This is a genomic window from Streptomyces sp. PsTaAH-124 (assembly GCF_000373685.1).
In the GTDB taxonomy this organism is placed as follows: Bacteria; Actinomycetota; Actinomycetes; order Streptomycetales; family Streptomycetaceae; genus Streptomyces; species Streptomyces andamanensis.
The window spans coordinates 442,654-454,585 of the sequence record NZ_KB892158.1; the positions used below are offsets into that span (position 1 = coordinate 442,654).

At 71.9% G+C, this 11,932-nt stretch carries 9 protein-coding genes; 3 read left to right on the forward strand and 6 right to left on the reverse strand.

Annotation, left to right across the window (positions count from 1 at the left end):
- Positions 1–120: 120 nt before the first annotated feature.
- Together B086_RS0104275 and B086_RS0104280 are read right to left on the reverse strand one after the other, a co-directional pair.
- Positions 121–381: a hypothetical protein gene (locus tag B086_RS0104275; protein WP_018565166.1), complete on the reverse strand. Its 261-nt coding sequence runs from the start codon at positions 379–381 to the stop codon at positions 121–123.
- Positions 378–1,319, reverse strand: coding sequence for an SPFH domain-containing protein (locus B086_RS0104280; RefSeq protein ID WP_018565167.1), 942 nt, complete (start codon positions 1,317–1,319; stop codon positions 378–380). The genes B086_RS0104275 and B086_RS0104280 overlap by 4 nt, the downstream gene beginning before the upstream one ends.
- 291 nt (positions 1,320–1,610) lie before the next feature.
- On the opposite strand from B086_RS0104280, the gene B086_RS39090 reads away from it, so the two are divergent.
- A complete protein-coding gene (locus B086_RS39090; RefSeq protein ID WP_018565168.1) occupies positions 1,611–4,061 on the forward strand; it encodes a transglycosylase domain-containing protein in 2,451 nt (816 codons plus the stop codon).
- 79 nt (positions 4,062–4,140) lie between these two features.
- Here the strand turns inward: B086_RS39090 and B086_RS0104290 are convergent, their stop codons facing one another.
- The 4 genes from B086_RS0104290 to B086_RS0104305 form a co-directional block, all read right to left on the reverse strand.
- A complete protein-coding gene (locus tag B086_RS0104290; protein WP_018565169.1) occupies positions 4,141–6,327 on the reverse strand; it encodes a SpoIIE family protein phosphatase in 2,187 nt (728 codons plus the stop codon).
- Between the two features lie 308 nt (positions 6,328–6,635).
- Positions 6,636–7,331 carry a DUF402 domain-containing protein gene (locus B086_RS0104295; protein WP_018565170.1) on the reverse strand — a complete coding sequence of 232 codons (696 nt, stop codon included), beginning with the start codon at positions 7,329–7,331 and terminating at the stop codon, positions 6,636–6,638.
- A gap of 73 nt (positions 7,332–7,404) precedes the next feature.
- On the reverse strand, positions 7,405–8,790 hold the full coding sequence (locus tag B086_RS0104300) for a class II fumarate hydratase (protein WP_018565171.1): 1,386 nt from the start codon (positions 8,788–8,790) through the stop codon (positions 7,405–7,407).
- A gap of 86 nt (positions 8,791–8,876) precedes the next feature.
- The gene (locus tag B086_RS0104305; RefSeq protein ID WP_018565172.1) at positions 8,877–10,547 is read right to left on the reverse strand and encodes a fumarate hydratase; all 1,671 of its coding nucleotides are present in this window, start codon (positions 10,545–10,547) and stop codon (positions 8,877–8,879) included.
- 155 nt (positions 10,548–10,702) lie between these two features.
- Here B086_RS0104305 and B086_RS0104310 point away from each other — a divergent pair, with 155 nt between their 5' ends.
- The gene (locus tag B086_RS0104310; RefSeq protein ID WP_018565173.1) at positions 10,703–11,374 is read left to right on the forward strand and encodes a DUF1707 SHOCT-like domain-containing protein; all 672 of its coding nucleotides are present in this window, start codon (positions 10,703–10,705) and stop codon (positions 11,372–11,374) included.
- 99 nt (positions 11,375–11,473) lie between these two features.
- Positions 11,474–11,851, forward strand: coding sequence for a WhiB family transcriptional regulator (locus tag B086_RS0104315; protein ID WP_018565174.1), 378 nt, complete (start codon positions 11,474–11,476; stop codon positions 11,849–11,851).
- Positions 11,852–11,932 lie beyond the last annotated feature (81 nt).

The window sequence follows — 11,932 nt, forward strand, 5'->3', positions numbered from 1 at the left end:
AGAGGATCTTCGGGGGGACGGCGAGGGGGTGAAAGCCCAGGTCAGAGCCTATTGTCACGTTTCCGCTACGGGCGGCGGGCGGCCTGGGGAGGGGGCCCGGCCCCGAGCGGGACCGGAGGGCTACTGCGGGCGCGGCGGGGTGCTGCGCGGGGGGCGGCCGCGGCGCGGCAGCGGGCCGGTCTCGCCCGGCAGGCGGCCCGCCTCGGCGAGGGCGCGGCGCAGCAGGTACTCGATCTGGGCGTTGGCCGACCGGAGCTCGTCGGAGGCCCAGCGCGCGAGCGCGTCGTAGACCGACGGGTCCAGCCGCAGCAGAACCTGCTTGCGCTGCTGCGGCCGCCGCCGGGGGGCGGCTCCCTCGGACGGATCCGTCGCGGAGGTCACTGGTAGAGCGTCCCGGTGTTGAGGACGGGCTGGGGCGCCCGGTCCCCGCACAGCACGACCATCAGGTTCGACACCATCGCCGCCTTCCGCTCCTCGTCGAGTTCCACGATGTCCTGCTCGGCGATCCGGCTGAGCGCCGCCTCGACCATGCCGACCGCGCCGTCCACGATCTCCCGCCGGGCCGCGACGACCGCGCCGGCCTGCTGGCGCTGGAGCATCGCGGAGGCGATCTCGGGAGCGTACGCGAGATGGGTGAAGCGGGACTCGATGATCCGCACACCGGCGGCCTCCACGCGCGCGTGCAGTTCGACGGCGAGCTTCTCGGTGATCTCCTCGGCGTTGCCGCGCAACGACAGCTCGTCCTCGTCGTGGGCGTCGTAGGGGTACTCGATGGCGATGTGGCGGACCGCGGCCTCGGTCTGGGTGGAGACGAACTCCAGGTAGTTGTCCACCTCGAAGGACGCCTGCGCGGTGTCCTGGACGTTCCACACCACGACCGCGGCCAGCTCGATCGGGTTGCCGTAGGCGTCGTTGACCTTCAGCACGGCGGTCTCGTGGTTGCGCACCCGGGTGGAGATCTTCTCCCGGGAGGTGAGCGGGTTCACCCAGCGCAGGCCGTCCTCGCGGATGGTGCCCCGGTAGCGCCCGAAGAGCTGGACGACGCGGGCCTCGCCCGGCGCCACGGTGTTCAGTCCGCACATGGAGAACAGCGCCGCGACGCCGACGAGCACACCGACGGTGATCAGCGCGGCCTTGGCGCCGGTGGCGGTCACGGCGGCGCCGGCCGGGATCAGCGCACCGGCGATCAGCAGCCCGAGCAGTCCGAGCAGCAGGGCGAGGCCGCCCTTGATGCTGTGCGCGGTGAACTCCCGGACCCGCGGCGCGGGCATCTCGGGCGCGTCTGCCGTGGTCACCGCGGGTGGGGTGGGTGCGGACATGGTGGATCCCCCGTTTCTCGTGGACGTCAGGAGCAGATGGGAACAGCGCGGACAGGGCCGTCAGGGAGGAACGCGCAAGCATCTACTTATCTAAGTGATATCACTTTATCGGCTCACGGCAACCCTCAACCGGGCCCGGACGTCGGTTCACTTGACGGCGGGTGCTGATTGTCACGTCCGTAAAAGCACGGATCGGGGGCCCTTTGTCACAGAGAGCGGTGTTAGTTTTCTGAGCTGATCTGAACGTCGTACGCAAGTGACAGCCGAGACGGAAGCGGAGCGGACGGACGCATGGGACGAGCGGAAGAGAGACGAGCGCGACAGCGCGGTGGCCGCCGCGCGGCGCCCAGGCGCTCGTCCGGGACACCGGCGGCCGGCGTCGGAGGCGGCAGCGCGCAGCCCGGTGCCGGGACCGGTCCCGCGGGCGGCGCCCCGGGAGGCCGGGCCGCGGCCCGGCGCGCGGCGGCCCGGCCCGCCAAGGCGAAGAAGAGCCTCATACGCCGGCTGTTCACCTGGAAGAAGATCCTCGGCACGGTCCTCGGCGTCTGCCTGCTCGGCATCGGCGCCTTCGTCGTGCTCTACATGCTCGTGGACATCCCGCAGGGCAACGCCGCCGCCGAGCGGCAGAGCAACGTCTACAAGTACAGCGACGGCACCATCCTCGCCCGGGACGGCGAGGTCAACCGCGAGAGCGTGTCGCTGGACAAGGTGCCCAAGGAAGTCCAGCACACCTTCGTGGCCGCCGAGAACAAGTCCTTCTACCACGACTCCGGCATCGACCTGAAGGGCACCACCCGCGGTCTGCTCAACACGCTGACCGGCAAGGGCACCCAGGGCGGCTCGACGATCACCCAGCAGTACGTCAAGAACTACTACCTCACCCAGGACCAGACCGTCACGCGCAAGCTGAAGGAACTGGTCATCTCGCTGAAGGTGGACCGGCGCGAGTCCAAGGACGAGATCCTCGCCGGATACATCAACACCAGCTACTACGGCCGCGGCGCCTACGGCGTCCAGGCCGCCGCGCAGGCGTACTACCGCGTGGACGCGCAGCATCTGACCGTCGAACAGGGCGCCTATCTCGCCGCGCTGCTCCAGGCGCCGAGCCAGTACGACTGGGCGGTCGCCGGACCCAACGGCAAGCGGCTGGTGCAGGCCCGCTGGAACTACGTCCTGGACAACATGGTCGGCCAGCACTGGCTCGACGCCGCCAAGCGCAAGACCATGAAGTTCCCGGTGCCGAAGGAGCCCAGGGGCGCGCCGGGCCTCGGCGGCCAGAAGGGCTATCTGATCGACCTGGCCAACAAGCAGCTCGAACAGCAGCTGATGAAGGAACAGGGCATCACCCAGGCCCAGGCCGAGGCGGCCGTCGTCGACCGCGGCTGGACCATCACGGTCAACATCGACAAGAAGAAGCAGGCCGCGCTGGAGAGCGCCGTCAAGAAGCAGCTCACCGGCAAGCTGGACCCGAAGAAGCGCAAGGCCGACAAGAACGTCCAGGCGGGCGCGGTCTCCGTCGACCCGAGGACGGGCAAGATCGTCGCCCTGTACGGCGGCCAGGACTACTTCAAGCACTACTCCAGCAACGCCACCCGGCGGGACTTCCAGCCGGCCTCCACCTTCAAGCCGGTGATCCTCGCCGCCGCCCTGGACGAGGAGGCCAAGACGCAGGACGGCCTGCCGATCGACGCCAACACCGTCTACGACGGCACCAGCGGCCGGCAGGCCGTGGACCACGGCAGCAAGGTCGGCTTCGGTCCGCCCAACGAGGACCACGTCAGCTACGGCCAGATCACCGTCCAGTCCGCGATGAACAAGTCGGTCAACTCCGTCTTCGCGCAGATGGGCATCGACGTCGGCATGAAGAACGTGATGTCCGTCGCGGACAAGCTCGGCATGGACACCAAGGGCATGCAGGCCGTGCCCGCCCAGACGCTCGGCTCCATGGGCGCCAGCCCGCTGGAGATGGCGGCGATCTACGCGACCCTCGACAACCACGGCAAGGAGGTCACCCCGACCATCGTCGCCTCGGCCGAGAACGGCACCCGCAAGGTGGAGATGCCGGACCCGGTCGGCGGCCAGGCCATCACCCGGGAGGCCGCCGACACGGTCACCTCGGTGCTGACCGGCGTGGTCGACGACGGTACGGCGAAGACCTCGGTGGCCGACAACCCGCTGCGCGAGGACCAGCAGGTCGCGGGCAAGACGGGTACCTCCGACGAGAACAAGTCCGCCTGGTTCACCGGCTACACGCCCGGCCTGGTCACCTCGGTCGGCCTCTTCGGCGAGGAGCCGGCGGCGCCCTACCGGCATGTGAGCCTGGCCGGTGCCACCGGCCTGATCCCGGGCAGCGGCCGGATCAACGGCGGTGGCTACCCGGCGCAGATCTGGGCCGAGTACACCTTCGGCGTCATGGGCGACACCAGCAAGTTCGACCTGGACACCACGCAGGGCGCGGCCAAGCAGACGCCCAGCCTGCCGCCGACGTCGTCCCAGTCGCCGAGCCACTCCCCGTCGCAGTCGCCCTCGCAGTCGCCGAGCCACTCCCCGACGCAGTCGTCGCAGTCGCCCAGCCACTCCCCGTCGCAGTCGCCGAGCCACAGCCCGTCGCAGTCGCCGACGCATTCGCCGACCGCGCCCGACCCGTCCGACAGCAGCACCGCCGGGAACCCCCCGGACCCGGACGACCAGCAACAGCCGCACGACCAGCACCAGCTGCACGACCGGCAGCCCGCCGGCTGACCCGCGGCACGACGGCGGAGAGCCGGGAGCGGGACACCCCCCCGAGGGGTGTCCCGCTCCCGGCTCTCCGTCCGTGTCCCTACGGCTGGCCGCGGTGCAGCTCGAACCAGACCACCTTGCCGGTGCTCAGCCGGGTCGCGCCCCAGCGCCGGGCCAGCCGGTTCACCAGATACAGGCCCCGGCCGCCCTCGTCGGTGGCGCGCGCCTGCCGCAGCCGCGGCAGCTGCGGCACGTCGTCGCCGACCTCGCAGCGCAGCACGTCGGTGCGGAGCAGCCGCAGCGTCACCGGCCGCGAGGCGTACCGCACGGCGTTGGTGACGACCTCGCTGACCAGCAGCTCCACCGAGTCGGTCAGCTCCTCCAGACCCCAGCGGGACAGCGCCCGGCGGGCCAGGCGGCGGGCCCGGGAGGGCGCGGAGTCCTCCGGCTCCAGGAACCAGTACGCCACATCGCTCGGCGCGATCCCGTCGAAGCGGGCGGCGAGCAGCGCGATGTCGTCGTCCCGGTCGCCCGGACCGAGCATGTCCAGCACCTCGTCGCACAGGGCTTCCAGCGGCGGCGGATGGTCCGGGCCGGTGAGCTGCGCGGTCGCGGCCAGCTTCTCGCGCAGCTGCTCTATGCCGGTCCACACGTCCCGCAGCCGGGACTCCACCAGACCGTCGGTGTACAGCAGCAGCGTGCCGCCGGCCGGCGCGTCCAGCTCCACCGCCTCGAAGTCCACCCCGCCGACGCCGATCGGCGCGCCCGGCGGCACCCGCAGCACCTCGGCCCGGCCGCCCAGATGCAGCAGGACCGGCGGCGGGTGCCCGGCGTTGGCGATGGTGATGCGGTGCGAGACCGGGTCGTAGACCGCGTACAGGCAGGTCGCCATGCGGTCGGTGCCCAGCCGCTGCGCCTGCTCGTCCAGGTGGTGCAGCACCTCCTGCGGGGGCAGGTCGAGGCCCGCCAGGGTCTGCGCGGTCGTGCGTAGCTGGCCCATGATGGCCGCCGACGTCATGGAGTGCCCCATCACGTCCCCGACGACCAGGGCGACCCGGCTGCCGGGCAGCGGGATCGCGTCGTACCAGTCGCCGCCCACCCGCGCGGTCTCCGCCGCCGGGAGATAGCGCGACGCCAGCCGTACGCCGGTGGGGCGGGGCAGCGTCTCCGGGAGCATGGTCCGCTGGAGCTCGTCGGCGATGTACGCCTCGCGCCCGTACAGCACGGCCTTGTCGACGCCGAGCGCGCTGTGCGTGGCGAGCTGGGCGGCGACCAGCAGGTCGTCGCCCTCGAAGGCGGGCCGGTCCGGGCGGCGCAGGAAGAGCGCCGCGCCGATGACCCGGCGCCGCCCGCGCAGCGGGGCGAGGATCGTGCGCTGTCCGCGCGGCACGGCCAGCTCCGAGCCCTCGCCGAGGAGTTCGGCCAGCGCGGCACCCGCGGACGGGGTGTCGGTGAACACCGGCCGCACCCCGCGCAGCACCTCGCCGAGCGCGCTGCCCGGCCGCACCTCGCACAGCTCGTTGGTGACCACGGACAGCTCGGCCGGCTGCTCGGGCGCGGGCACCGGCAGGAAACCCACCTCGGCGTCCCGCTCGGACGGGATCCGGTCGGTGCGCCGCAGCCGCAGCACCAGCGGGCCCACCGGCCGTTCGTCGCCCACCGGCAGCGGCTCGCGCAGATAGACCAGGATCGCGTCGGAGAAGGTCGGCACCGTCGCCCGGCACAGCCCCATGACGATCTCGTCCAGGTCCATGCCGCGCGCGATGCGCCGCGTCGCCGCGCCCACGAACCGCAGCCGGTCCCCGTCGCGCCGCATCGGCAGCGGCCGTCCGGGCGGCAGCCCCTGGCCGGTACGGCGGTCGGAGTCGCCCTGGGCGCGCCGGTCGGGGCCGCCCGGTGCGCCCGGCGCGGGGGCGGCGCCGTCGGCCGTCACGGAGGCCGCCTCGGCGTCCTCCGCGGTGCGCGCCGCCGCGTCCGGCTGGGCGGGGATGCCCTCCGGGACGGGGCGCGGCCGGTGCGGGTCCGGTTCGGCGGCCACCGGCTGGGAGTGCTCGGGTCCCGGTCCGGGCGGCCCGCCCGCGGCGGGCGCCGCACCGGGGCGCACGGGAGCGGCCGGGGGCTCACCGTCGGCGCCGCGCGCCGCCGGGCAGGGGGCCGCGTCCTCCGGCCGCGCTTGCAGCGGTAAGGCCGCCTGCGGCGGTTCGGGGGTACGCAGAACCGCCCCGCGGGGCTCCGTGGGGTCGGCGCCCGGCTGAGGGCGTTCGAAGGAGGTCGGCTGCTCCGTCACGCGTGTCGAATCCATCCGTCCGGGGCTGCGCGCCGGGCGCGCAGTTCGTCCCGCCGAAGACCCGATACCCGGAATACGTGCCCCAGGAACGGATTTCCGGCGTGGTCAGAGGCTGTTCCTGTGCCACCGGCGGGTCCTGTGCGGCCCGCTCGGGTCGTGCCCTCGTACCCCTCGCTCACGTCCTGCCGCCCCTCGGTGACATACGGTCAGACTCCGCACCGGCTGCGCACGTTGCGCCGGTCATGTGCCTCCCTGCGCCCTTGCGGAGGACGATCCTACGTTTCCCGACCGGGGGCGCATCAAGGGTCTCATGAGGACACATGCGCGGGCGTACGATCCCAGTCCTGCGGCAGTGACGGTACCGGCCAGGACGGATCCGGTCGCCACCGCGGCCAGTTCTCGCAGAACGGCGCACCCCAGGAACCGATCACCGCCACCGCCGCCCGGCCGGCCTCCCGTACCCGTCCGGCCAGCTCGGCGTCCATCAGACCGTCCCGCTGGGCCTGCGCGAACTCGTCCTCGTCGCGCCAGTGCCAACTGCGGTCCGGGTGCACGGAGATGTCCAGAAAGTGGTCCTCGGAGTCGACGCCGCCCGCCCAGCGGGCCAGGGGTTCCTCCAGGTTCACGTACCAGTTCTTGAACTGCCAGCCCGGCTCCCAGAACAGCCACACCGACCAGGGCTCACCGGGCCGGGCCAGCTTCAGCACCCCGGTGCCGAACCACCGGTCCCGCTGCACCGCGCGCGGCTTGGTGTAGCGGGACTCCAGCGGCTCCAGATGGACGGGCGTGCCGTCGGCGAGGACGGGCTTGACGCACTCGGTGCCCGGCGCCAGCCACACCGCGAGCAGCTCGGCGTCGTCCCGGACGACGGTCACGGGCCGCGCGATGTGGAAGCCCGTGCCGCCGTTCTCCCGGTAGCGCCACAGGATCTGGCTCCCGGGCGCCCAGCGGGCCGCCCGGCCGCCCGCTCCCGCTTCGCTCACCGCCGCGTCGTCGTCTGCCATGGAGAGATATTAGGTGGGAAGGCCATCGGGCGCTGCGGTGGGCGGCAGGGTTCACACGCGCGCGGCGGCGCCGTCACGGACGCGTCATGCGCAGCACGTCCAGCGCCTCGTCGAGCTGCTCCGCGGTGAGGTCGCCGCGCTCCACGTACCCGCTCTCCAGGACGACCTGACGGATCGTCTTCTGCTCGGCGAGCGCCTTCTTGGCGACCTTCGCGGCCTCCTCGTAGCCGATGTACTTGTTGAGCGAGGTGACCACCGACGGCGAGGACTCGGCGTACTCGCGGGCCCGCTCCCGGTGGGCGGTGACGCCGTCCACGGTGCGGTCGGCCAGCAGCCGCGAGACGTTGGCCAGCAGCCGGACGGACTCCAGCACGTTCTTCGCGATGACCGGCAGCATCACGTTCAGCTCGAAGTTGCCGGCGGCGCCCGCGGTGGCCACGGTCGCGTCGTTGCCGACGACCTGCGCGGCGACCATCAGGACGGCCTCGGGGATGACCGGGTTGACCTTGCCGGGCATGATCGAGGAGCCGGGCTGGAGGTCGGGCAGGGAGATCTCGGCGAGCCCGGTGCGCGGCCCGGAGGACATCCAGCGCAGATCGTTGGCGATCTTCGTCAGGCCCACGGCGATGGTCCGCAGCTGCCCGCTGGTCTCCACGATCCCGTCGCGCGCGCCCTGCGCCTCGAAGTGGTCGCGGGCCTCGGTGAGCGGCAGCCCGGTGGTGCGGGCCACCTCCTCGATGACGGCCGCCGAGAAGCCGGGCGGGGTGTTGATGCCGGTGCCCACGGCGGTGCCGCCCAGCGGCAGCTCGGCCAGCCGGGGCAGCGAGGCCCGCAGCCGCTCCACGCCGTAGCGCACCTGTGCCGCGTACCCGCCGAACTCCTGGCCCAGGGTGACGGGCGTGGCGTCCATCAGGTGCGTACGCCCCGACTTCACCACGTCCGCGAACTCCTCGGCCTTGCGCGTGAGCGCGTCCGCGAGGTGGTCGAGGGCCGGGATCAGGTCCCGGGTGACGGCGGCGGTGGCCGCGATGTGGATCGAGGAGGGGAAGACGTCGTTGGAGGACTGGGAGGCGTTGACGTGGTCGTTGGGGTGGACGTCGCGGCCGAGCCGCTCGGTCGCCAGGGTGGCCAGCACCTCGTTGGTGTTCATGTTCGACGAGGTGCCGGAACCCGTCTGGAACACGTCCACCGGGAAGTGCTCGTCCCATGTGCCCTCGGCGACCTCGTCGGCCGCCGACCTGATCGCCTGCGCGACGTCCTCGTCGAGCACGCCCAGCTCCGCGTTGACCTTGGCGGCGGCGCCCTTGATCCGCGCGAGCGCCTCGATGTGCGCGCGCTCGATCCGCTGCCCGGAGACGGGGAAGTTCTCCACGGCCCGCTGCGTCTGCGCCCGCCACTTGGCGTCCGCGGGAACCCTGACCTCGCCCATGGAGTCGTGCTCGATACGGTATTCGCTCATACCGGGTACAGCGTGCCGGGCGGTGCGGTTGTTCCGTCACTGGGCCGAACGAGGGCGTGTCGCACCCCGCCCGGCCCATCGCACGGTCAGGCCAGGCCCGGACCCCGTACCGGAATGCTGGTGAACGTCGGCGCGGGCGCCGGGTCCTGGAAGAAGTCGTTGCCCTTGTCGTCCACGACGATGAACGCCGGGAAGTCCTCGACCTCGATCTTCCAGACGGCCTCCATGCCCAGCTCCTCGTACTCCAGGACCTCGACCTTCTTGATGCAGTCCTGGGCGAGCCGGGCCGCCGGGCCGCCGATGGAGCCCAGGTAGAAGCCGCCGTGCGCGTCGCACGCGTCGGTGACCTGCTTGCTGCGGTTGCCCTTGGCGAGCATCACCCTGGAGCCGCCGGCCGCCTGGAACTGCTCGACGTAGGAGTCCATCCGGCCGGCCGTGGTCGGGCCGAAGGAACCGGAGGCGTACCCCTCGGGGGTCTTGGCCGGACCGGCGTAGTACACCGGGTGGTCCTTGAGGTACTGCGGCATGCCCTCGCCCGCGTCCAGCCGCTCCTTGATCTTCGCGTGCGCGATGTCGCGGGCCACCACCAGCGGGCCGGTGAGCGACAGCCGGGTCTTGACCGGGTACTTGGTCAGCTCGGCGAGGATCGAGTCCATCGGCCGGTTCAGGTCGATGCGCACGACGTCCCCGGCCTCGTCCAGGTGCGCGTCGGTGGTGTCCGGCAGGAAGCGCGCCGGGTCGGTCTCCAGCTGCTCCAGGAAGACGCCCTCGGCGGTGATCTTGGCGACGGCCTGGCGGTCGGCCGAGCAGGAGACGGCGATGGCGACCGGGCAGGACGCGCCGTGCCGGGGCAGGCGCACCACGCGCACGTCGTGGCAGAAGTACTTGCCGCCGAACTGCGCGCCGATGCCGATCCTCTGCGTCAGCTCGAAGACCTTCTCCTCCAGCTCCTTGTCCCGGAAGCCGTGGCCGAGCGGCGAGCCCTCGGCCGGGATCGAGTCCAGGTAGTGCGCGGAGGCGTACTTCGCGGTCTTCAGCGCGAACTCGGCGCTGGTGCCGCCGACCACGATCGCCAGGTGGTACGGCGGGCAGGCGGCCGTGCCCAGCGAACGGATCTTCTCCTCCAGGAACTTCATCATGGAGGACTCGTTCAGGACGGCCTTGGTCTCCTGGTAGAGGAAGGACTTGTTGGCGCTGCCGCCGCCCTTGGCCATGAACAGGAACTTGTAGGCGCCGCCGTCGGTGGCGTACAGCTCGATCTGCGCGGGGAGGTTGGAGCCGGTGTTCTTCTCCTCCCACATGGTCAGCGGGGCCATCTGCGAGTAGCGCAGGTTGAGCTTGGTGTACGCGTCGTAGATGCCGCGGGAGAGGGCCTCCTCGTCAGCGCCCTCGGTCAGCACGTTCTGACCGCGCTTGCCCATCACGATCGCGGTTCCGGTGTCCTGGCACATGGGCAGGACACCGGCGGCGGCGATGTTGGCGTTCTTCAGCAGGTCCAGGGCGACGAACTTGTCGTTGGAGCTGGCCTCCGGGTCGTCGACGATGCGCCGGAGCTGGGCGAGGTGGGCGGGGCGCAGATAGTGCTGGATGTCGTGGACCGCCTCCTCGGCCAGCTTGCGCAGCGCCTCCGGCTCGACCTTGAGGAACGTACGCCCGTCGGGCCCCTCGGCCGTGGAGACGCCCTCGGACGTCACCAGCCGGTACGGGGTCGTGTCCTCACCCTGGGGGAGCAGATCGGTGTACGCGAACTCAGGCATCTCAGCCCATTCCTCACTCTACGGACGGCCGCCCGTCGACGCCGACGGGCACCGAACAGCGTAGGACCTGCCGCGCGGGGCGGGCTTGTGAGGTCAGGCTCAGTTGCTCGTCCCCAGAGGTGTCGCGATCTATCGTGTTTGGGTACGCTGCTTCCGTGGACCTTCAGAAGCAGACCGCTCCCCCCGTCACGGAGTTGCGCGCCTCGGACGCCGACCGGGACCGCATCGCCGACATGCTGCGCGACGCCCTCGCCGAGGGCCGCCTGACCGCGGACGAGCACGCCGAGCGCGTCGAGGGGGTGCTGAACGCGAAGACGGTGGGTGAGCTGGAGGTCTTCGTCCAGGACCTGCCCGCCGCCCACCGGGGCCGCCCCGCACCGGCGTACGCCCCCCGGCGCCCGGCCGAGGACATACCCCAGCAGGCCGACGAGAACGTGGTGGCGGTGTTCAGCTCCGCGACCCGCCGGGGCCGCTGGCGCGCCGGGCGCAGGGTGCACGCCTACTCGGTCTTCGGCAGCGTCGAGATCGACCTCAGCGAGGCGGTCTTCGAGTACCAGCAGGTCGTCATCAAGGCCGTCTCGGTCTTCGGCGATGTCCAGATCCGGGTCCCGGAGAACGTCTCGCTGCGCGGCACCGGCGGCGGCGTCCTCGGCAACTTCGAGGTGGACACCCTGGACGCCACCGACCCCGACGCCCCCGTCGTCTACGTCGACGGCTGGGCCATCCTCGGCAATGTGGAGGCACGGCCCAAGCGCGGCAAGCTCGTCGCGGACATCCTCGACCGCGTGCAGCGCAAACTCGACAAGCATGTGCGCAAGCACCTGTGAGCAAACGGCCGGTTCACAACTGAGTGCATAGGCCCGCGCACAGCGGGTAGGCCTTGCTGCATCGTCTCTCGCTCGCGAAGCCGTCGTCAGGAGTAGACCGTGCTGCAACCGCCGCCTTCGTCCCCGCAGATCGCCGTCGTCCCGGCCCAGCGGGTGCCGATGCGAGACAGGGACCAAGACGCACCCTGGCACACCGAGGCGGTGTGCAGGCGCGACGAGGCCGGGCTGTTCTTCGCGCCCTCGAAGGAGCCCACCGCCGCCCGGCTCTCGCGCGAGGAGGCCGCCAAGCGGGTCTGCGCCCGCTGTCCGGTGATGGTCGAGTGCCGCGAGCACGCGCTGCTCCAGCCCGAGCCGTACGGCGTCTGGGGCGGCCTGACCGCCGCCGAGCGCCGGGTCGTCCTGGCCCGCCGCCGCCGGCGTGACGTGGAGCTGAAGAACGCCGCCCGCGCCACGGGCCGCATAGCGGCGGCAGGCTGACACACCGGCTCCGCTGCTCCCGGTCTCCGGCCGCTGCCCGGTCTCCCGCCGCTGTCCGGTCGTCTGTCGCTGTCCGGTCTC